Here is a 21331-nt window from a genome sequence, read left to right as displayed (position 1 = left end):
ATACCGCCGATGCTCTGGGACCAGAACGCGCCGGTCCCGGACAGCACGACGGGCGCCGGGTGCCCCGTTCACCACGAGGTACCCAGCGCCCGCCGGTGCTATCCCTCAGGGCTGGATCGCCTTCTCCACGTCGGTGAGCATGCCGTCGATGCCGTGCAGCAGCTCGTCGAGCACGTCCGTGCCGGCCACCAGCGGGGGCGAAACCATGAGCATGGTCGCGCCGCGGTCGTCGCCGCGGAGGATGACTCCGGTGCGGCGGAACGACTCCGGCAGGACTTCCCGCAACACCGTCAGCGACTCCTCATCGGTCAGCTCGCGGCCGCCGTCGCGGTCGGCCATCAGCTCGATCGCGTAGAAGAACCCGGTGCCGCGGACGTCCTTGACGCAGCGGTGCGCGTCCTTCAGCGACTCCAGCGCGGCGTGCAGCTTCGGGCCCTCGGCGAGGACGTGCTCGGGCACCTTTTCGTCGCGCATGGCGCTGATGTTGGCGACCGCGACGGCCGTCGACACCGGGTGGCCGCCCCAGGTCGCGCCGTGGGTGAACACGCCGCCCTTCGGGGAGTCGTACAGCTCGGTGACCAGCTGCTCGCGCACGATCACGCCGCCGAGCGGGGCGTAGCCCGAGGTGGAGCCCTTGGCGAAGGTGATCAGGTCCGGCACCACGCCGGTGAGGCCGTGGCCGAAGAAGTGGCCGAGGCGGCCGAAGGAGCAGATGACCTCGTCCGAAACGAGCAGGATGCCGTACTTGTCGCACAGCGCCCGCAGGGCAGGCCAGTAGCCCTCCGGCGGGACGAGTGCGCCCCGGCCGTTCTGGACCGGCTCGGCGAAGACCGCGGCGACCGTCTCCGGTCCCTCTTCGAGGATGACCGCCTCGATCGCGCGGACGCAGTCCAGCTGGTCGGCCGGGCCGCGGTCGCCGGTGAAACCGAGGGTGTTCGGGACGTGCCGGATGCCCGGCAGCAGCGGGCCGAACGGCTCCTTGATCTTCGGCAGGCCGGTCACCGACAGCGCGCCCATGGTCGTTCCGTGGTAGGCCATCTCGCGGCTGATGATCTTCGTCCGCTCCGGGGCGCCCTGGCTGCGGTGGTACTGCCGGACGAACTTCAGCGCGGTCTCGACCGCCTCCGAACCGGAGTTCACGAAGAACGTGGTGCCGAGGTCGCCGGGGGCGAGGTCGGCGATGATCCGGGCGGCCTCGATCGACGGCGGGTGCGCCGAGCCCCAGTTGCTGGCGTAGGCGAGGGTGCCGGCCTGCTCGGCCGCGGCCTTGGCGATGTCCGCGCGGCCGTGGCCCATGTTGACGCAGAACAGCCCGGCGAGACCGTCGAGGTGACGGCGGCCCTCGGTGTCGACGAGGTAGCTGCCCTCGCCGCGGACGAACACCGGGAAGTCGCTCTGCCAGGTGTCCTTGCGCGTGAAGTGCGGCCCGAGGTGTCGGCGGGCAGTGGCCCGCAGCTCCGTGACGTTCACCTGGCGACCTCCTGAGTGTGTGCGAGAACGGGAATGTGTCGACGATCGCAATCTTTCTGGTCCACGCCCAGAGCCAGAAAGAGGCCGATCACGGGGGCCAGATGCGAGGGGCGGGACGTGAGAAGCCCGGCCGGGCATGAGGGCTCGGCCGGGCAGGGGCCGTGCGGGTTCAGCACGGGGAGAACCGTGCTGAACCCGCACGAGGGGATCAGACGTAGTCCTGGTACTTCTCCAGGAACCGCACCGGCTTCGACAGCGCGTCGCGGCGGAACGGGTCGCCAAGCTCGCGGGTGCACATGATCTCGATGACCGTCGTGCGGCCCTCGTTCATCTGCGCGTCCACGGCCTTCTGCAGCGCCGGGCCGACGTCCTCGAGCTTGTCCACGACGATGCCGTCCGCGCCCATCGCCTGCGCGATGCCGGCGAAGCTCTCGCTTTCCAGTTCGCCCGCGACGAAACGACGGTCGTAGAAGTCGACCTGGTTCTTCTTTTCCGCGCCCCACTGGCGGTTGTGGAACACGACGGCGGTGACCGGGATGTCGTGCCGCACCGCGGTCATGATCTCGCCCATGCTCATGCCCCACGCGCCGTCGCCGGCGTACGCGATCGCCGGCCGGTCCATCGCGGCGGCCTTGGCACCGATGATGGTCGGCAGCGCGTAACCGCAGTTGCCGAAGGACATCGGCGCGAAGAAGGACCGCGGCTCCTCGAAGCGCAGGTAGCTGTGCGCCACGGAGTTGATGTTGCCGATGTCCGTGGAGACCATCACCCGCGGCGGCATGGCCTTCTCCAGCTCGCGCAGGACCTGGCGCGGGTGCAGCCAGTTGCCTTCCTCGCCCTCCTGCTCGGCGATCATGTCGAGGGAGTAGGGGTCCTTCTCGTGGGTCCACGCGGAGAGTTCTTCCTCCCACGCGTCCTTCTCGGCCTTGGTGCGGCCGGCGCGCTCGCCGCGGGTGGCGTCGCAGGCGAGAGTGCGGTCCGCGAGACGCTCGGTCAGCGCCGCGGCGGCGGCCTTCGCGTCGCCGCAGATGCCGACGGTGATCTTCTTGACCAGGCCGAGCATCTTGTGGTCCGCGTCGATCTGGATGATCTTCGCGTTCTTCGGCCAGTAGTCCATGCCGTGCTGCGGCAGGGTGCCGAACGGCCCGAGCCGGGTGCCGAGCGCGATCACCACGTCCGCCTGCGAGATGAGCTTCATCGCGGCCTTGGAGCCCTGGTAGCCGAGCGGGCCGCACCACTGCGGGTGGCTGGCCGGGAAGCTGTCGTTGTGCTGGTAGCTGTTGACGACCGGCGCGCCGAGGCGTTCCGCGAGCGCCTTGGCCTCCTCGACGCCGTCGGACATGACGACCCCGCCGCCGGCGATGACGACCGGGAACTCGGCACTCGCCAGCAGCTCGGCGGCCTGGGCGAGGCTCTTGTCGCCGCCGGGGCCGCGGTCCAGCCGCTGCGGCTCGGGGATCTCGGTCTCGATCTCGCCGTAGAAGAAGTCGCGCGGGATGTTCAGCTGGGTCGGGCCGAGTTCCGCGTGCGCCCGGTCGAAGGCCCGCGCGGTGTACTCGGCCATCCGCTTCGGGTTGTTGACGTGCGCCTGGTACTTGGTGAACTCCTGGAACATGGGCAGCTGGTTGGCCTCCTGGAAGCCGCCCAGCCCGGTGCCCATGGTGCCCGCCTCCGGCGTGATCATCACGACCGGGCTGTGCGCCCAGAACGCCGCCGCGATCGCGGTGACGCAGTTGCTGATGCCGGGGCCGTTCTGCCCGATCACGACGCCGTGGCGCCCGCTGACCCGGGCGTAGCCGTCGGCCATGTGCGCGGCGCCCTGCTCGTGCACGACCGGGACGAGCCGGATGCCGGCCGGCGCGAAGATGTCCATCGCGTCCATGAAGGCCGAGCCCATGATGCCGAAGATGTCGGTGACGCCGTTGGCCACCATCGTCTCGACGAAGGCCTCCGACGGGGTCATCTTCGCCGTCCCGCTGACGACGGTGCGGCCGTCGCCCGTCTTCCTCTCCGCCATGGTTGAACTCCTTCGACGCTGAAAGTCTTGGTTTTCGGTACGTGAGGTTCGTAAAAGTTGAACACGACGGACGATAGGACGCCGCGCACGGGAGGTCAACCGGCAGTTGCTGGAAAACGAGACAGGATGTGCTACTTTTCGGAACGTGAGTGAGTTGCGGAAGACCAGCGCCGTGGAACTCGTGCGCGAGCCGGACGGCGCGGGCCTCGACGGAGACACCCCGACCATGCGGCTGTTCGCGCTGCTTGAGCTGATCGCGGCGAAGGACCAGCTGGTGACGCTGCAGAGCCTGGTCGAGGAGACCGGCCTGCCGAAGCCGACGCTGCACCGGATGCTGCAGCAGCTGGAAGGCGCGGGCCTGCTCGTGCGCCAGGCCGACGGACGGCATTACGGCACCGGCGACCGGCTGCGCCGCCTCGCGGAGAACCTGCTGCTCAACGCGACGCACCACGGCGCGCGGCGCGCGGTGCTCAGCCATCTGGTCGACGAGCTGGGGGAGAGCTGCAACATCACCGCGCTGTCCGGCAGCGAGATCGTCTACCTCGACCGTGTCGAAACCCCCGAACCGCTGCGGTTCTACCTGCGGCCGGGCTCGCGCGTGCCGATCCACTGCTCGGCCAGCGGCAAGATCATCCTGTCCCAGATGAGCCCGGCGCAGCGGCGCAAGCTTCTCGCGCACGCTCCGCTGAAGCAGTACACCGCCAAGACAGTCACCGATCTCGACGCGCTGGAAGAGGAGTTCGCCCGGATCCGGCGCGACGGATTCGCCCTCGACGACGAGGAATTCCTGCCCGGGCTCGTCTGCGTGGCGGTGCTGGTGCCCAGCCGCAGCGGGCGGTCCAATCTGGCGGTGGCGGTGCAGGCCCCGGTCATGCGGCTCACCGCCGACAAGGCTTTGCAGGCGCTTCCCGCGTTGCAGCGGGCCGCCGAAGCGATCAAGGACGTCGAGGCCGAGGGATCGGCCGACGACGCCGACAGCATCCCGTCCTGACGGAGGTCCCCTGATGAACCCGTTGTGCGGCAACGGCCCCGACGCCCGGATCGCCGTGCGCGACGCGTTCGGCATCGACTCGAACCTGATGGTCCCGGCCTTCTCCGAGCCGGACGAGCACGTGCCCGAGATCGATCCGGCCTACCGGTTCAACCCGGACGTGACGCTCGCCTTGCTGGCCGGGTTCGCGCACAACCGGCGCGTGCTCGTGCAGGGACTGCACGGCACCGGCAAGTCCACGCACGTCGAGCAGGTCGCGGCGCGGCTGAACTGGCCGTGCCTGCGGGTGAACCTCGACGGGCACCTCAGCAGGCTCGACCTCGTCGGCAAGGACGCGGTGGTGCTGCGCGAAGGCAAGCAGGTCACCGAGTTCCGCGAGGGCATCCTGCCGTGGTCGCTGCGGCGGCCGACCGCGCTGATCCTCGACGAGTACGACGCGGGGCGGCCGGACGTCATGTTCGTCATCCAGCGGCTGCTCGAACGGGACGGCAGGTTCACCCTGATCGACAGCAACACCGTGCTGCGCCCGCATCCGGGTTTCCGGCTGTTCGCCACGGCCAACACCGTGGGGCTGGGCAATCTCAACGGGCTCTACCACGGCGTTCAGCGGCTCAACCACGCGCAGATCGACCGGTGGAACATCGTCGCCGCGCTCGATTACCTGGCGCCGGAAGAGGAAGCCGCGATCGTGCGGGCGCGCGTGCCGCGGACGACCGAGCAGTTCGCCGAAGCGATGGTGGCGGTCGCCGGGCTGACCCGCGAGGGGTTCCGGGCCGGCGACCTGTCCGCGCTGATGTCGCCGCGCACGGTCATCACGTGGGCGGAGAACTGCGAGATCTTCGGCGATCCGGCGCTCGCGTTCCGGCTGACCTTCCTCAACAAATGCGACGAGGCCGAACGCCCGGTCGTCGCCGAGTACTTCCAGCGCTGCTTCGACCTGGAGCTGGCCGCGGCGTGAGCACGCCCGAGACCCGGCGGCGCCAGCAGGTCGAGGAGCTGTCCGCGGCGGCGATCCGGGCGGTCAGCGGGGTGCCGGACGCGCATTTCCGGGGCGGGCGCTTGCATCGCGGCACCCGTCCGGCTCCGGCGCCCGCGCCGCATTTGCGCTCGGCGGACGAGGACGTGCAGTCCTTCCGCGGTGCGGCGGACGGGATGGCGCTGCATCTGAGCCGGTCCGATCGGGAGCTGCACAAGCGGTTGCGGCCGGACGGCGGTGTCGAGCGGCTGCTGTTCGAGCTGCTGGAGCAGTTCCGGGTGGAGTCGCTGGTTCCGGCTGGTTTTCCGGGCGTGACGGCGAATGTGCGGCGGCGGCACGAACGCTGGTCGCTCTCGGCGCACCACAATGGACTGACCGAGACCGCGCGCGGGGTGCTGCTTTACACCGTCGCGCAGGTGGCGCGGGCGCGGATCACCGGCGAGCCGGTCGTGGAAGAGACCGAGGACCTGATCGAGGCGACCCGTGCGGCGATCGCGCCGATGCTCGGTGCGCAGCTGGCCGGGCTCCGGCGGAACCGGGCTGATCAGGCGGCGTTCGCGGAGCATGCGCGGGCGCTGGCCGAGACGGTCGCCGGGCTGCTAGAGCCGGAGAAGCCCGAAGATTCCGAGGACGAAGAAGACACCGCGGCGTACGCGCTGCTGCTGGATTTCGACGACGAAACCGGCGCCGAGGAAGGCGGTGCCGCGGGTCTCGGCGACCACGACGGGCCGGTGGCGGCCGGGTCGTATCGGGTTTTCACCACCGACTACGACCGCGAGGACCGGGCGGGACCGTTGGTGCGGCCGGAATTGCTGCGCGAGTTGCGCGAACGGCTTGACGCCCGGGTGGCGAAGCAGGGCGTCAACGTGGCCCGGCTCGCGCGGGAACTCACGGCGGTGCTCGCCGAGCCGGAGCGGTCCGGCTGGGACGGTGCGCAGGAGGAGGGCCAGATCGACGGCCGGGCCCTCGCGCGGTTGATCGCGACGCCTGCGGACCGTCGGGTGTTCCGGGTCGAGCGGACCGAACCGGTCGCCGACGTGCTGGTCACCTTCCTGATCGACTGCTCCGGTTCGATGAAGGCGCACCGGGAAACCGTCGCGGTGCTGGTCGATCTGTTCGCTCGCGCGCTCGATCTCGCCGGGGCCGGTTGCGAAATCCTCGGCTTCACGACGGGTGCCTGGCACGGCGGCCGGGCGCGGCGGGACTGGATGCGTGCCGGGCGGCCGAAGCAGCCAGGGCGGCTCAACGAGCGTCGGCACCTGGTGTTCAAGGACGCGGCGACACCGTGGCGGCGCGCGCGGCGGGACGTCGCGGCGTTGCTCAAGGCCGATCTGTTCCGCGAGGGCGTCGACGGCGAGGCGTTGGCGTGGGCGGCTGAACGGGCACGGGGATGGGAGGCTCGGCGGCGGCTGGTTTTCGTGCTGTCGGACGGAAGTCCGATGGACGGCGCGACCGCGCTGGCCAATGAGGAGCGTTACCTTGATCGCCATCTGGTGCAGGTGGCTGACGGGCTGGAGCGGAGCGACACGGAGGTGTACGGCATCGGGGTCGGTCTCGACCTCAGCGCGTACTACCGCCGCAGTGTGGTGGTGGAGGCCGAGGGGGATACGGGATTCCGGACGTTTCGTGAGATCCTCGGACTGGTGTCGTGAGTGTCTATGCCGGTTCTCACCGGCATAGACACTGCACGACACCCTCAGCGCGCGGCTGCCGCGGCCGGGCTCGCTGCCACCCCTGTGCCGCTCTCCAAGGCGATGGGCGACCGTCGCCGGCCGGGAGCGAGCAGGCTCCAGCCGAACACGATCAGCAGGTTCACGCCCATCGACACCAGACCGGTGTTGAGGCCGCCGAGCGTCACGCCGGTGGCGTACAGGACGACCGCGGTCACCACGCCGACCACCATGCCGGTCGCGATCGCGGCCGTGCGCACCCGCCGGGCGAACAGGATCGCCAGCCAGCCTGGGACGACCTGGGCCAGCAGGTTGTAGGTCAGGTTCAGCACGGTGAGCATCAGCGTCGAGGCGGTCAGCGTGAGCACGGCGGCGAGCACCAGGAACACCGCCACCGCCACGACCGTCCAGCGCCGTTGCGCCGCGGGCCGGACGTTCGGGGCCAGGTTGCGGCTGACCATGCCGCCGATCGCCAACGCCGTCGCGGACAGCACCAGCACGCCGGACAACGCGGCGCCGGCCGCCACGAGACCCAGAACCGGTTCCGGGAGAAGGCCTTTCGCGGTCACCATGAAGACCGTGTTCGGGTTCTTCAGCCCGGGGTGCTGCTTGAGGCCGTAGTAGGCGGCGAAGACGAGGAACGGGTAGATGAGCATGTACAGCGGCATCCACACCGTCGAACTCTTCACCGCCCGCTCGGAGCGCGCCGGGAACACGTACGCGCCGCCGAAGCCGAGGTAGAAGACCACGCTCTGGAACAGGATCGTGGTCATCGCGAACCAGAGGTCCTGGCCGCCCATCGTGGTTTGCGCCCTGGCCAGCGCCGCCGGCCCGGTGACCCCGGACGTCCCGCCGGCGACCAGCACCGCGGCGAGGCCGACGAGCACCACGCCGAGCAGCATGAACGCGTCCTTGAGGATCGACACGAACGCGGGGGAGCGGATGCCGGACACGGCGATGTAGGCGAACGCGATGATCCCGGCCAGGATGACGCACTGCACGGGCGTCAGGTTCAGCCCGAGGTTGCTCAGCACCACTTGCAGGCCGATGAACTGGTACTGGCCCCACGGCACGAGCGCGATCAGCATCGTCACGCAGGTGATCAGCTCCAGCGTCCGGCTGCCGTAGTGGCGGCCGAAGACGTCCGGGACGGTCATCGCGTCGTGCTTGCGCGCCGCGCGCCAGACCAGCGGGGCGAGGAAGTAGCCCAGCGAGTAGGCGAGCAGGATGTAGCCGAGGAACCAGATCCCGTAGCTCGCGCCGTGGGCGTAGATGCCGCTCGGGAAGCCGATCATCGTGCCGATGCTGTACACCTCGCCGACCGCCAGGAAGTACAGCAGCCACGGCGGGAACGAGCGGCCGCCGACCAGGAACTCGGAGATCCCGCCGCCGCGCGCCGAGCGGCCCGCCCACAGCGCCAGCAGGATCGACAGCCCCATCACGACCGCGACGATGAGAATCAGCATGGCTGGTCCTCCTTCGCCGGAGGCTTGTCCGCCGGATAGTGCTCGCGGTCGAAGAACCGCCAGCTGATCCACAGGCACAGGGTGGTCAGCGGGAAGCAGAGGAACATCCAGAAGAACACCAGCGGGAACCCGGCGACGGTCGCGGGCGAGCCCGCCGCCAGCGGGATTCCGCCGAGGATCGCGACCGCGGGGACGCCGAGCCCGACGCACAGGCTCGGCCAGCTCCGGATCATCGGTCGCCTCCGGCCGGTACCGGATCGCGTTGCCAGACCAGCCGTCCGCCGATCACCGTGGCGTCGACGGTCAGGTCCCGGATCCGGTTCGGGTCCCCTGTGGTCGGGTCCTCGGACAGCACGACGAGATCGGCGAGCTTGCCGATTTCGAGACTGCCCTTCACGGCTTCCTCGCCAGCCAGGTACGCGGCGTCGATGGTGTAACCGCGCAAGGCGGCTTCGACGTCGATCGCCTGTTCCGGGCCGAGGAGCTGGCCGGAGCTGGTTTGCCGGGCGACGGCGCACCAGATGCCTTCCAGCGGCGGCACCGGGGTGACCGGGGTGTCGGAGTGGAGTCCGAAGCGGATTCCGCGGGAGCGGGCCGACGCGAGCGGGCTGATCCGGCGAGCGCGTTCCGGGCCGAGGAAAACGTCCCGGTGCCGGTCGCCCCAGTAGTAGACGTGCTTGATGAAGAACGACGCGGCGATGCCGTTTTCGGCCATCCGGTCGAGCTGGTCCTCGCGGGCGGTCTGGCAGTGTTCGATGCGGTGGCGGCGGCCGGTGCCTTCGGGCGCGCCGAGCCGGGCGTAGCCGTCGATGATGGCGTCGATCGCGGCATCGCCGTTGCCGTGCACCGCGACCTGCCAGCCGGCGGCGTCGAGCGCGGCGATGCGGCGGGACAGGTCGTCTGGTTCGAGCAGCATCATGCCGTGCTCGCCGGGGTCGCAGGTGTAGCCCTCGGCCAGGCAGCCGGTGCGGCCCTGGATCGAGCCGTCCGCGACGATCTTGATGCCGTTCATGGTGAAGCCGTCCGGGTTGGACGGGTCCGGCGATTCGGGGGCGCCCTCGGCGAGGCCGGGCAGGAGGGTGTGGAAGAGGTAGCCGTGGACGCGGGTGCGCAGCTTTCCGGCGCGGGTCAGCATCCGGTAGGCGGCGAGTTCCTGTTCGCCGCCGATCAGGCCGATTCCGGTGTCGTGCACCGAAGTGACGCCGTTGCGCAGATACTCGGCGTCGGCGAGCTGGAGTGCCGCGGCCAGTTCGCCGGGGCCTTGCGCGGGCATCGCGGAGTTGACCAGGAACGCCGCGGTCTCGATGAGGAGGCCGGTCGGTTCGCCGCGTTCGTCGCGGGCGATGACGCCGCCGGGCGGGTCGGGCGTGGCCGCGGTGATGCCGACGGCTCGCAGCGCGGCGGAATTCGCCACGCTGAAGTGCCCGGTCACGTGGGTGAGCAGGACCGGGTTGTGCGGAGAAGCCGGGTCCAGGTCGTGCCGGACGGGATGCCGGTTGTCGGCGAGAAGCGTGTCGTCGTAACGGAAACCCTTGATCCATTCGCCGGGGCCGAACTCGCGCGCCGCCTGCCGGACGCGGCCGGCGATATCGCTGATCCGGTCGTTGGGCGGGCTTCCGGCGTCGACCGGGGCGGCCAGCGCCATGCCGAAGAACGACGGATGGTTGTGCGACTCCACGAAGCCCGGTATCACGGTGCGCCCGGCCAGGTCGAGCACTGTCGTTCCGGGACCGGCGAGAGCGGCGATCGACCGGTCGTCGCCGACGTGGGTGATCCGGCCGTCGCGGGCGGCGAGCGCGGACGCCCGCGTCCCGCCCCGGTCGAGAGTCAGCACCGTGCCCCCGAGCACCACCAGGTCGGGGGCCGGACGAGCGGATACCGCGGGTTCGCCCACGATGGGACCTCCTTGTCCACGTGTCCTGCCCCCACGACAGTGCCGGGGGAGCCGGCCCGCGAACAGGTCCAGAAAGCGACGCGCGCGTGGCGCCAGCGCAGTGCCGGTCAGCGCGTTCAGGCGCGTTCGGGCGCGTGAGGGGAACCCTGACGGAATCAGATTCCCTCAGAGAGTGTTTCGAAACCCGCGTGGTCAGTCGCTGAATCCGTGTGTTACACGGCAGCTTGCACACAACCGCCCGATAAACGCCACGCCGCCCCGGTATCACAGCTAACGCCCGGCCACGCCGCCGGGTTTCGAAACACCCTCTCAGGGTTCCCCGCACGCACCGCCCGGCTGCCGGGGCGGGTCAGGTGTCCAGCAGTTCCCGGCAGAGGTCGCCGAGCAGCCGGATCCCCGGGTCGATCGCGGATGGCGGGGTGGCGGAGAAGCCGATGCGGAAGTGGTTGCGCGGCGGGTCGTCGCCGAGGAAGAAGATGTCGCCGGGTTCGACGAGGATGCCCAGTTCCTCCGCGCGCCGCACCAGAACGCGGCAGTCCAGTTCGGACGGTCCGGTCATCCACAGGCTGACGCCGCCGGGCGGGTACGAGCCCTGTGCCCACGGCAGGTATTGGGTGACCGCGGCGGTCGTGGCGGTCCACTTGCGCATCAGCTTCGTGCGGTAGCGGCGAAGCGAACGGTGGTACTCGCCGCTTTCGATGAGCAGTGCCAGCGCCCGTTGCAGCTGGCCCGGCGGGTGGCGCAGGACGTACCGGCGGGCCTCTCGCAGCGCGCGCACCAGGTCCCGCGGCCCGACCAGGTAGCCCAGGCGCAGGCCGGGGGAGAGGAATTTGGAGAAGGTGCCCAGGTAGACGGCGTCGCCGGTGTTGTCGAGCGCCTTCAGCGCCGGGGTGGGGCTGCCCTGGTAGCGGAATTCGCTGTCGTAGTCGTCCTCGACCACCACGGTGCCGGACGCGGCGGCCTGGGCGAGCAACTGGCGGCGGCGGCCGATGCTGAGGGTCGCGTTGGTCGGGTGCTGGTGGCTCGGGGTGAGGTAAAGGAGGTCGACCCGCTCCAGCGAGTCGGGCGGTTGCAGGCCGCGGGAGTCGACGTCGATTCCGGTCACCCGGGCGCCGGTGCGGAGGAAGATGTGCCGGGCGTCGAGGTAGCCGGGGTTCTCGATGGCGACGACCTGGTCCGGTCCGAGCAGCACGCGGCCGAGCAGGTCGAGGCCCTGCTGCGAGCCGACGGTGATCAGCACTTCGTCGGGCTCCGCCTCGATGCCGCGGGTGGTCAGCAGCTGGCGGCAGACCATCTCGACCAGCATCGGGTCGTCGGAGCCGACGCTGTCCTGCAGGCTGTGGAAGACGTGCGGCCGGTAGAGGGCGTCGCGCAGGCAGCGCGTCCACGACCGGGCCGGGAACGCGGTGATGTCGACCTGCCCGGCGAGGAACGGGTAGGGATAGCTCGCCCAGTCGGTGCGTTTCTCGATGTGGGCGACGCCGGCGTCCGGGAACCGGCGCACCCGGGCCGCCCAGTCGATCCGCGACTCGGTGTCCCGTTCCTCCACCGCGCAGTGCGGGCGCATCTCGCCGTTGACGAACAGCCCGCTGCGCTCGCGGCTTTCCACGTAGCCCTCGGCGACCAGCTCCTGGTAGGCGAGGTTGATCGTGTTCCGGGAAACGCCGAGTTCGACGGCCAGTTCCCGCGAGCTGGGCAGCCGGCGGGCCGGGTCGAACGTGCCGATGGCGATGCCGTGCTCGATCGCCCGCCGGACCTGGCGGTACAGCGGTTCGTCCGACGAGCGGTCGATCTCGATCAGCGTGCGTGGCAAGTGCGCTCTCCCAAGTGGCCGGCGTGCAGCGGGGCGGGCTGAAACGTAACTCGCGGTGGCCGGTTTTCCCACCCCGCCGCGCTGCGCCGGCCGGCTCAGGCCAGTGCGTCGGCGACGTCGGCGACGGGCAGGCCGTGCGCCACGGCGACCGGCTCGTAGGTCAGCGCCCCGGCCACGGTGTTCACGCCGCCGCGGAGTTCGGGCGTGTCCCGCACCGCGGTGCGGAGGCCCTTGTTCGCGATTTCCAGCGCGTAGGGGAGCGTGACGTTGGTGAGCGCGTGCGTGGAGGTGTGCGGGACCGCGCCCGGCATGTTGGCCACGCAGTAGAACACCGATTCGTGCACCCGGAAGGTCGGGTCGGCGTGGGTGGTCGGGCGCGAGTCCTCGAAGCAGCCGCCCTGGTCGATCGAGATGTCCACGAGCACGCTGCCCGGCTTCATCCGCGAGACCGTCTCGTTGGACACCAGGCTCGGGGCCTTCGCGCCGGGGACGAGGACCGCGCCGATGACCAGGTCGGCCTCCAGCACCGCCTGCTCGATCGCGTACGAGTTCGCCGCGGCGGTGCGGATGCGGCCCTGGTACATGCGGTCGGCGGCACGCAGCTTGTCCACGTTCTTGTCGAACAGCACCACGTCGCCCCAGGTCCCGGCCGCGACGGCGACCGCGTTCATCCCGGCGACGCCCGCGCCCAGCACGACCACGCGGGCCGGCGGCACGCCCGAGACGCCGCCGATCAGCACGCCGCGCCCGCCGTTGACGCGCATCAGCGTCTGCGCGCCGACCTGCGGGGCCAGCCGTCCGGCCACCTCGCTCATCGGGAACAGCAGCGGAAGGGAGCCGTTCGGCAGCTGGACCGTTTCGTAGGCCACCGAGGTGGTGCCGGCGGCGAGCAGAGCCTGGGTGCAGGGCTCGCTCGCGGCGAGGTGCAGGTAGGTGAACAGCAGCTGGTCCGCACGCAGCCGGTGGTACTCCTCAGCGACCGGCTCCTTGACCTTGAGCACCAGGTCCGCGGTGCCCCACACGTCGTCCGCGCGGTCGAGCAGCTTCGCGCCGGCGGCCGTGTAGTCCTCGTCGCGGATCGACGAGCCTTCGCCCGCCCCGCGTTCCACGAAGACCTCGTGGCCGGCCGAGGTGAACTCGTGTACTCCGGCAGGCGTCGCCGCCACCCGGTATTCGTGGTTCTTGACCTCGCGAGGCACACCGATCTTCATCGCCTGCTCCCATCTGCCGTGTCTGGTGCGACCGAGAGTGCGGGACGACTGGCCACCGCGAAAGTGCCAGAAACCGGTCGGTCGACGGGTCCAGGCTCCGGGCCTTCTGGACCTGTCAACGGGCACCGTTCTGGCTCTGTCCCCTGGGGCCAGGAGTCGAGATCCTGCTCGGGGAGCACTGCCGTCCGCGAGGGAGTTTGCGAGATGACCATGGCCCCTCTGGCCGAGACGTGGCGGGAACGCGTCGGCGACGCCCGCCCGCGGATCGCGCTCGCCGACGGCGCCGACCCGCGCGCCGTCACCGCGGCCGCGCGCCTGGCCGGCCGCGGCGAGATCGAGCCGGTGCTCGTCGGGCCTGCGGCGGAGATCGCCGCTGTCGCGGCGGAGCTGGGTTGTTCGGTGCCGCCTTTCCTGGACCCGGCGGAGCTGGCCGCCGACGACGCTGTCCTCGCGCGGCTGGCCACGGCGTTCCCCGACCGGGTGGAGGCGGTCCGCGCCGATCCGGTCGCCCTCGCCGCCGCGCTTCTCGCGCTGGGCCGGGTGGACGCGTGCCTGGCCGGCGCGACCCGGCCGACGTCCGATGTCCTGCGGGCCGGCCTGCGGATTGTCGGCCTCGCACCCGGGGTGCGGACGCTGAGCAGCTGTTTCCTGATGCTGTTGCGGGACGGCCGATCGCTCACGTTCGCCGACTGTGCCGTGGTTCCCGAGCCAGACGCGGACGCGCTGGCGGACATCGCCGTCGGCGCGGCGCAGACGCACCGCGCGCTGACCGGGACCGAGCCGGTCGTGGCGATGCTGTCGTTCAGCACGCGGGGCAGCGCCAAGCATTCCGCGGTGGACAAGGTCCGGCAGGCGACTTCGCTGGTGCGGGAACGGCTGCCCGCCGTGGACGTGGACGGCGAGCTGCAGTTCGATGCCGCTGTCGTGGACGCGGTCGGGCTGGCGAAGGCGCCGCGGTCGACGGTCGCCGGACGGGCGAACGTGCTGGTGTTCCCCAATCTTGACGCAGGGAACATCGCCTACAAGATCGCCGAACGGCTGGGCGGGGCGACCGCGCTGGGGCCGATCCTGCAAGGCGTCGCGGCACCGCTGCACGACCTCTCGCGCGGGTGCAGCGCGGCCGACATCGAGACGATGGCCCTGATCAGCGCGGTGCACGCGGTGACCGGGCGGGAAGTGGAGGGGGTCCGATGACGCGAGCGGTGGAACTGGTCGTGCTGGACATGGCGGGCACGACGGTCCGCGACGACGGCGCGGTCGAGGCGGCGTTCTCGGCGGCGCTGGAGGCGGCCGGGGTGCCCGCGGACTCGCCGGAGCGCGAGGACGCGGACGCCTACGTCCGCGACACCATGGGGCAGTCGAAGATCGAGGTCTTCCGGGCGCTGTTTCCCGCGGCCGGGGTCGCGGAGAAGGCGAATCAGGTTTTCGAGACTGCGTTCGCCGAGCAGGCTATCGAGGTTGCCGCGCCGCTTCCCGGTGCGGAGGAGGCGATCGACAAGGTGCGCGCGCAGGGGCGCCGGGTGTGCCTGAGCACCGGGTTCTCGGCAGCGACTCGCGATGCGTTGCTGGAGCGGCTCGGGTGGACGGATCTGGCGGACCTGACGGTGTGCCCGGCGGACGCGGGCGGGCGGGGCAGGCCCTTCCCGGACATGGTGCTGACCGCGGTGCTGCGCTTGGGAATCACGGACGTGCGCGCGGTCGCGGTCGCGGGGGACACCGGGTTCGACATGCTGACCGGGCGGCGGGCCGGTGCGTCGGTGACGGCCGGGGTGCTGACCGGGGCGCACGACGAGGCGGCATTGCGGGCGCACGGGGCCACGCACGTGCTGGGGTCGGTGGCGGAGTTGCCCGCGGTGCTCGAAGGCTAGGGGCTACTCTTCCTTCCACTTCGCGGTGACCGTGAGGTACAGGTCTCGGACTACCGCGCGATCAAGGCCTTCGGGGATCGGCACGCCTTCGAACTCCGCGGTCGAAGAGTTTGTGCACGTCGGCGCGCAGGAGCAGCCCGTCCTCGTGGGACTCGTTCTTGGCGAACGAAATCAGGTGGGCGGCCTCGGGGCAAGGTCCGGTGACCGCGCGCTGTGCGCCGTGTCGCGCGATCACGTTCTTCCGGAACGCGCCTTGGCCGACGCGGACCTTGGCCCGAGCCTCGCGATGCCCGCCCACTGGGGCTTTCCGCTTGCTGGGCCCGCGCTTCGGCACGGAGACGGCCGACTCGTCGAGCAGGGTCAGCATCGCGGCATGGTCGAGGCGGCGGATGGTGTTCTGCTTGGCTCCGTCGCGCAGCCGCTCCCGCACCTGCTCGTCGACCGGGCGGTAACCGGAGCCGTAGACGGCGACGAACTGGGTGACCGACCTCGTCTCCCCGCGCGGTTCTTCGAACTCGTGACGGCAGTTTTCGTGCCGGCAGCGGTATTTGGGACGGTGGACTTTGCGCGGCTCGAAGCATCTCCGGCCGCAGTTCGGGCAGACTTGTTTCGGCTTGAGGATGTCGGGCTGGGTGTCGATACGACAAGGTCTCCGACACGGAGTTGAAGACGAGGTTGTCGTAGTCGTACTGGTGCTCCGAGCACATCGGGGTAACCGTCGTACTTCCGCTTGCGCTCCGCGGCGCGCGCGTCATCGAACTCTCGCAGCACTCGTCGTCCAGTTTGCTGCCCCGCGTTTTCGCCTTGGCGTACTCCCTCAGCCGGGTTTGCCGTACAGCTTGTGCTGGACTCAGCTGACCGAGCGGAACTTGTCGCCGTCCGGCAGCCGTGGTGCCCGCACGGTGAATTCGAGATCTGTCAGCCGCTTCTTCACCACGCCGACGTCGGCGACTTCGGCTGGCGTGAGGGGGACGTGCCCGGGCAAGAAGGCGTGCGCGGCTGCGGCCAGTGCTTGGATCCCGTACTGGTGCTCGCGGTCGACGACGACGTAGTCGCACCACATCTCGAAGCCGTATTCCGCGCAGAAGGCCTCTGCTCCGTACTCGTCGTGCTCCGCCATCGCCGCACGGACCACTGCGCGGGTCAAGTCCGAAATGCTCACCGGGCAAGGTTATCCGATGCAGACAAAGCCTTTCACGTTTGTGGCGCGGGCGGGGCCACCGCGGTGGCGATCAGCGCGCGTGCCGCGATCTCGATCCGTTCTTCGTCCCCGGTCACGATCCGGTCCAGGCACAGGCCGCGCAGGCCGGAGATCAGCAGGCTCGCCCGTGCCGCCGCGTCGGGTCCGGCGTAGCCCAGCTTCCGGTACACCGGCACCAGCGGGTCCACCATCGCGGTGATCGCTTCCCTGGCGACGGTCAGGTAGCGCTCCGGCTGGGTCGGGGCCAGCGCCAGCACCTGGAACAGGATGTGGATCGGCCGCTGCTGGCGGCCCCGCGTGATCGCGTGCCACAGTGCGTGCGCCGCGGCGGCCAGGGATTCCTCGTCGTGCACGGAGCGGAAAAGCTCGGCGACGTCCGGGCGGCTCGCGGCGATCGCTTCGGTGATCAGGTTTTCCCGGCTGCCGAAGTAGTACAGCAGCATCCGCTTGCTCGTCCCCAGCGCTTCGCCCATCGGCGCGAGCGACAGGTCCGCGATGCCGTGCGTCGCGAGGTAGCCCACGGCCTGCTCCAGCAGTTCGGCGCGGCGGCCGGGTCCGGAATCCACCCCTTGACTGTACCGATCGGTACGTCGTACCGTCCACCCTTGTACCGATCGGTACAAGGGTGAGGAGGCCTGATGGCGGGCAAAGCACTCTCGGTGGCGATCGCCGGCGGCGGGATCGGCGGACTGACGCTCGCGCTCGCGTTGCGGCAGCGCGGGATCGAGGCTGAGGTGTACGAACGGTCGGCGGAACTGCGCGAGGTCGGGGCGGCGGTGGCGCTGGCCGCCAACGGGTCCCGGATCCTCGGGCGGCTGGGGCTGCGGGACGAGCTGGCCGCGTGTTCCGCGGTGCCGACGGAGCTGGTCTACCGGCATTGGCGGAGCGGGCAGCGGGTGGTCGCCTACCCGGTCGGGGACGCCTACGAGGAACGGTTCGCCGGACCGTATTTCGGGGTGCACCGGGCGGATCTGCAGCGGATCCTGGCCGGCGCGTGGGGCAAGGTCCGGCTTGGCAGGCCGGTGCGCGGCCTGGTCGCGGACGGGCCGCGGTATCGGCTCGAATTCGCCGACGGGACAAGCGAAACCGCCGATGTGGTGGTGGGCGCGGACGGGGTGCACTCGACCGTGCGCTCGTGGGTGGACGATGCGCCGCGCGCCCGGTACTCGGGTGCGAGCGGTTTCCGCGGGCTGGTGCCGGTGCAGCGATTGCCGTCGTTGCCGGACGCGGGGGCGATCCAGTTCTGGATGGGACCGGGCGGGCACCTGCTGCACTACGCGATCGGCGACGGGTCGGTGGTGAATTTCCTCGCGGTGCTGGACGAACCGGCCGTCTGGCCGGGGGAGTCGTGGACCGAGGACATTCCCCGGGAACGCGTCGAGGCGGCCTTCGCGGGCTGGCATCCGGCGGTGCGGGAGATGGTCGGCGCGACGACGCTGGATCAGCGATGGGGGTTGTTCGGCCAGCATCCGCTCAACCGGTGGCATCGCGGCGGGGTGGTGCTCCTCGGCGACGCGGCGCACGCGATGCTGCCGCACCACGGGCAGGGGGCGAACCAGACGATCGAGGACGCGGTGACGCTCGCCGAGTGCCTGGCCCGGGATTCACGCGACGCGGCGCTCGCCCGATACGAAAAGCTGCGGCGCCCGCGGACCCGGGCGGTCCAGCGGAGTTCGTGGGTGGCGAATGCGCTGCTGCATGTGCCGGACGGTCCGGCCGCGGAGGCACGGGATGCCGCGCTGGGGCGGATCGGGGAGACCGTGGAGTGGATCCACTCGCACGACGCGCTGGCGGCGGCGGGGCGCGGTTGAGCGAGCCGGGGCTGTGTATTTCGGACTGGGCGGGGACGGTCAGTGCTGAGGCGGACTGGCGAGGGATGGGTGGATCCGCTCGCACGACGCGTTCGCGGGCATGGCTGAGCGGCTTCATGTCCATGAGGCCGGGGAAGCTGCGGAGACCGGTGTGGATCCATTCGCGTGATGCGCTGGCGGGCTCAAGGTGCGGCTGGGGAGTCGATTGAGCGCGGGTTGCGAGCCCGGCTCGGGCAGGGCTGGTCAGCGTTCCGGACGGCTGCGCCGGTGAGCGGGCCCACTCGCGCGGCCCGTTCGCAGGGTGCGGCTAAGCGGCTCCCTTTTCCGCTAGCGCCTTGAATTCCGCGCTCGTCAGCACGTCCGCAGTGGACTGAGCGAGCACAACCAGCGTCGCCGCGTGCACGTCCGCGGCGGACATCGCGCCGTGGCCCAGGTCGGGGTGGTCGTAGGTGGCGCACGCGTCGGACAGCACCCCGGTGCGGAAGTCGCGGAACATCGCGTCGCGGATGGTGGCGTGGACGCAGTCCTCGGTGGTCACTCCGGCGGCGATCAGGGTGTCCACGCCCCGGCCGCGGAGCTGCATTTCGAAATCGGTGCCGTAGAAGGCGCTGTAACGATGCTTGGGGATCAGCGGTTCGTCCGGGCGGCGGTCCACTTCGGCGTACAACGCGGCGCCGGGCGTGCCCTCGATGAGCGCGGCACCGGCCGCGATCGGCGGGTACAGGTCGGCGAACCGGCCCATGTCGGTGCCGTCCGGGCGGTGGACGTGCGCGGTGAAGAACACGGCGATGCCGACGTCGCGGCAGAACCGGACGGTGTCGTTGAGGACGGGGAGCATGGCGCGTCCGGCCGGGGACTCCAGCGGGGCGCCCGGAGCCAGGAAGTCGTGCTGCAGGTCAATGGCGACCAGCGCGGTGCGGGCCGGATCGACGGTGGACAAGCGGTAACCCATGGAAGCTCCCTTCGCGGAAGACCCCTGAGGTATCACGGTGCAGTGTCGGTCGTCAAGAAAACGACAGAAGGCGTCAGGCTTCTTCGATCTGCGCGGCGACAGTGTGCAGGGACTCGATCAGCGCCTGGGTGGCCGGGTTCAGCCTGCGGCCGGCGGCGAGTGTCAGGCCGACGCTGTGCCCGATGTTCTCCAGCGGCGTCGGCAGCGTGACCAGCCGCGGGTCGTCCATGCCGAGCAAGCCGGGGAGCGCGGCGACCATGGCGGTTTCGGTGAGCAGCTGCCGCACAGTCAAGAACGACGTGGCCTCGACGCGGTTGGCCGGCAGGTCGAGGCCGTGCTGGGCGAAGAGGCTTTCCAGCTCCTGGCGCAGCATCGTCTCGGTGCCGGGCACGATCCACGGGAACTCCGCCAGATCCTCCAGCGAGACGCTCCCGCGCGCGGCGAGCGGGTGGTGCGCGCCGGCGACGACGCGGATCGACTCCTGGTACAGCGCCCGCCGCCGGGTGTCTTCCGTGCCGGGGCCGCTCAGCCTGCCGACGATCACGTCCACCCGGCCCGCGGTCAGCTCCACCAGCAGCGACTCCGGCGTTGCCTCCCGGACGACCACCGTGACCAGCGGATGGTCGTGCTTCAGATGCGCGATGGCCCGGGGCAGCAACAGGTTCGAACCCGCGAGATGGATGCCCGCGACGACCCGGCCGCGCGTCGCGTCGGCGATCTCCACCACGTGCCGCGCCGCGTGGGTCAGCTGGGCGAGCACGGCGCGCGCGTGTTCGGTGAACGCGGTCCCGAACTCGGTCGGCGTGATCCCGCGCGGGCCGCGTTCGTAGAGCGGCACGCCGAGGATGGCTTCGAGATCGTGCAGGCCGCGCGTGACCACCGGCTGGGTGACGTGCAGTGCGGCGGCCGCGCCGACGACGCTGCCCTGCTCGGTGAGGGTGTCCACCAGCACGAGGTGCCTGAGCTTGAGGCGGCCGTCGAGCAGGCGGGGCAGGTCCATTCCGGCGACAGTACTGTCCGGGCCGGCTTCCGGCGTCACGAGAGGGCGAGCCGGACCAGGGCCTGGCTGAGCGCCGAGCGGGGGTCGGCCAGGTCGAGGAAGACGTCGAAGTGGTTGCGGCCGGGCACGACAGTCAAAGAACCGGGCCAGTGCGCGTGGAAGGCCTTGCTCTGCCGAGGGAATCCGGCGGCCTCGTGTTCCGCGACCGCCACGTGCAGCGGCACGGCGCCGGGCGGCGCGAGGATGGGGCTGAGGGCTTCCGCGCGGGCGGAGCCGAGGGCCAGCCAGGCGTTGGCGAACGAGCCGACCAGCGGGCGGAGGTCGAACAGCCCGCTGATCGTCATCGCGCCTTTGACGACGTCCTCCGGCAGCCCGGCGGCGTGCTGCCATCCGGCGACGGCGGTCATCGCGGCCAGGTGGCCACCGGCTGAGCTGCCGACGACGTGGATGCGCTCGCGGTCGAGGCCGTGCTCGGCACCGTGGTGGCGGATCCAGGCGACAGCGGCGCGGACCTGGCGCACGATCTCCTCCAGCGTCGCCGCGGGAGCGAGCGTGTAGTCGGGCACGACGGTGGCGATTCCGGCGTCGGCCAGCACCCGCGCCATGAAGGCGGTGTCGTGGCGCGAGAGCATCCGCCAGTAGCCGCCGTGGACGGCGAGGACGACGGGGCGCAGCTGTCCGGGGGAGCTGCCCCAGACGTCCAGCCGTTCGTCGCTGAGCGGGTCGAAAGCCAGGTCGGTGTCGCCGTCCAGACCGGCGGTGGCGGATTCGGAGGCGGAGCGGTAACGGGCCAGCACGGCGTCGAACTCGGCCTTGGTCACCGTGGCCTGCGCGCTGTAGTCCCGATCGACGTTCGGACGGTTCACGGGAGTCATCCTTCGCCGCCGCCGTCATGCCTGGCCAATGCTCCTTTCGGCGAGAGCTATGCCGGCGCGGGCATGGCCGAGACATGCCCGGACAGCTATGGGAGCGGCGGCAAAGAGCATTGGCC

At 70.7% G+C, this 21331-nt stretch carries 19 protein-coding genes; 6 read left to right on the top strand and 13 right to left on the bottom strand.

Annotation, left to right across the window (positions count from 1 at the left end; genetic code table 11):
- Nucleotides 1-105: 105 nt before the first annotated feature.
- Together BM362_RS43610 and xsc are read right to left on the bottom strand one after the other, a co-directional pair.
- Entirely contained in the window at nt 106-1470 is a 1365-nt protein-coding gene (locus BM362_RS43610; protein WP_067593391.1) for an aspartate aminotransferase family protein, read from the bottom strand.
- A gap of 208 nt (nt 1471-1678) precedes the next feature.
- The gene (gene xsc / locus BM362_RS43605; protein ID WP_067593394.1) at nt 1679-3487 is read right to left on the bottom strand and encodes a sulfoacetaldehyde acetyltransferase; all 1809 of its coding nucleotides are present in this window, start codon (nt 3485-3487) and stop codon (nt 1679-1681) included.
- Between the two features lie 145 nt (nt 3488-3632).
- Here xsc and BM362_RS43600 point away from each other — a divergent pair, with 145 nt between their 5' ends.
- From BM362_RS43600 to BM362_RS43590, 3 genes are read left to right on the top strand one after another with little or no spacing between them, the layout of a single operon-like run.
- A complete protein-coding gene (locus tag BM362_RS43600) occupies nt 3633-4478 on the top strand; it encodes an IclR family transcriptional regulator (RefSeq protein WP_067593397.1) in 846 nt (281 codons plus the stop codon).
- Nucleotides 4479-4491: 13 nt separating this feature from the next.
- Entirely contained in the window at nt 4492-5436 is a 945-nt protein-coding gene (locus tag BM362_RS43595; protein ID WP_067593400.1) for an AAA family ATPase, read from the top strand.
- Nucleotides 5433-7106, top strand: a complete 1674-nt coding sequence (locus BM362_RS43590; protein ID WP_244287477.1) for a cobaltochelatase CobT-related protein — start codon at nt 5433-5435, stop codon at nt 7104-7106. Before BM362_RS43595 ends, BM362_RS43590 begins: the two co-directional genes overlap by 4 nt.
- A 44-nt stretch (nt 7107-7150) precedes the next feature.
- On the opposite strand, the gene BM362_RS43585 is transcribed toward BM362_RS43590, so the two are convergent.
- The 5 genes from BM362_RS43585 to ald form a co-directional block, all read right to left on the bottom strand.
- Nucleotides 7151-8590 (bottom strand): sodium:solute symporter family protein, encoded by a 1440-nt coding sequence (locus tag BM362_RS43585; protein ID WP_067593406.1) that lies wholly within the window; start codon nt 8588-8590, stop codon nt 7151-7153.
- Nucleotides 8584-8823 carry a DUF3311 domain-containing protein gene (locus BM362_RS43580; RefSeq protein ID WP_067593409.1) on the bottom strand — a complete coding sequence of 80 codons (240 nt, stop codon included), beginning with the start codon at nt 8821-8823 and terminating at the stop codon, nt 8584-8586. The genes BM362_RS43585 and BM362_RS43580 overlap by 7 nt, the downstream gene beginning before the upstream one ends.
- Nucleotides 8820-10484 (bottom strand): amidohydrolase, encoded by a 1665-nt coding sequence (locus BM362_RS43575; protein WP_093577131.1) that lies wholly within the window; start codon nt 10482-10484, stop codon nt 8820-8822. Before BM362_RS43575 ends, BM362_RS43580 begins: the two co-directional genes overlap by 4 nt.
- A gap of 349 nt (nt 10485-10833) precedes the next feature.
- Nucleotides 10834-12297, bottom strand: coding sequence for a MocR-like pyridoxine biosynthesis transcription factor PdxR (gene pdxR, locus BM362_RS43570; protein ID WP_067595571.1), 1464 nt, complete (start codon nt 12295-12297; stop codon nt 10834-10836).
- Between the two features lie 95 nt (nt 12298-12392).
- Nucleotides 12393-13508, bottom strand: a complete 1116-nt coding sequence (gene ald, locus BM362_RS43565; RefSeq protein ID WP_067595573.1) for an alanine dehydrogenase — start codon at nt 13506-13508, stop codon at nt 12393-12395.
- Nucleotides 13509-13712: 204 nt separating this feature from the next.
- On the opposite strand from ald, the gene BM362_RS43560 reads away from it, so the two are divergent.
- Both BM362_RS43560 and BM362_RS43555 read left to right on the top strand, forming a co-directional pair.
- Complete coding sequence (locus BM362_RS43560) at nt 13713-14702, top strand: phosphotransacetylase (protein WP_067595575.1); 990 nt, start codon at nt 13713-13715, stop codon at nt 14700-14702.
- Nucleotides 14699-15376 (top strand): phosphonatase-like hydrolase, encoded by a 678-nt coding sequence (locus BM362_RS43555; RefSeq protein ID WP_093577130.1) that lies wholly within the window; start codon nt 14699-14701, stop codon nt 15374-15376. Before BM362_RS43560 ends, BM362_RS43555 begins: the two co-directional genes overlap by 4 nt.
- Nucleotides 15377-15437: 61 nt before the next feature.
- On the opposite strand, the gene BM362_RS43550 is transcribed toward BM362_RS43555, so the two are convergent.
- From BM362_RS43550 to BM362_RS43540, 3 genes are all read right to left on the bottom strand, one after another.
- Nucleotides 15438-15806, bottom strand: coding sequence for an HNH endonuclease (locus BM362_RS43550; RefSeq protein WP_093577129.1), 369 nt, complete (start codon nt 15804-15806; stop codon nt 15438-15440).
- A 420-nt stretch (nt 15807-16226) separates the two neighbouring features.
- Nucleotides 16227-16538 (bottom strand): ScoMcrA-related endonuclease, encoded by a 312-nt coding sequence (locus BM362_RS43545; protein ID WP_093577128.1) that lies wholly within the window; start codon nt 16536-16538, stop codon nt 16227-16229.
- A 32-nt stretch (nt 16539-16570) separates the two neighbouring features.
- Complete coding sequence (locus tag BM362_RS43540; RefSeq protein ID WP_198545679.1) at nt 16571-17143, bottom strand: TetR family transcriptional regulator; 573 nt, start codon at nt 17141-17143, stop codon at nt 16571-16573.
- 72 nt (nt 17144-17215) lie between these two features.
- Here BM362_RS43540 and BM362_RS43535 point away from each other — a divergent pair, with 72 nt between their 5' ends.
- On the top strand, nt 17216-18388 hold the full coding sequence (locus BM362_RS43535) for an FAD-dependent monooxygenase (RefSeq protein ID WP_093577127.1): 1173 nt from the start codon (nt 17216-17218) through the stop codon (nt 18386-18388).
- Nucleotides 18389-18695: 307 nt separating this feature from the next.
- On the opposite strand, the gene BM362_RS43530 is transcribed toward BM362_RS43535, so the two are convergent.
- The 3 genes from BM362_RS43530 to BM362_RS43520 form a co-directional block, all read right to left on the bottom strand.
- Entirely contained in the window at nt 18696-19340 is a 645-nt protein-coding gene (locus BM362_RS43530) for a cysteine hydrolase family protein (RefSeq protein ID WP_093577126.1), read from the bottom strand.
- A gap of 73 nt (nt 19341-19413) precedes the next feature.
- Nucleotides 19414-20340 carry a LysR substrate-binding domain-containing protein gene (locus BM362_RS43525; RefSeq protein ID WP_067595591.1) on the bottom strand — a complete coding sequence of 309 codons (927 nt, stop codon included), beginning with the start codon at nt 20338-20340 and terminating at the stop codon, nt 19414-19416.
- A 35-nt stretch (nt 20341-20375) separates the two neighbouring features.
- Nucleotides 20376-21206 carry an alpha/beta hydrolase gene (locus tag BM362_RS43520; RefSeq protein ID WP_093577125.1) on the bottom strand — a complete coding sequence of 277 codons (831 nt, stop codon included), beginning with the start codon at nt 21204-21206 and terminating at the stop codon, nt 20376-20378.
- Nucleotides 21207-21331 lie beyond the last annotated feature (125 nt).

The sequence above is a fragment of the Amycolatopsis rubida genome, from assembly GCF_900115345.1.
Lineage (GTDB): Bacteria > Actinomycetota > Actinomycetes > Mycobacteriales > Pseudonocardiaceae > Amycolatopsis > Amycolatopsis rubida.
The sequence above is the reverse complement of the archived record's forward strand: the minus strand, read 5'-3'. Positions and strand labels throughout refer to the sequence as shown.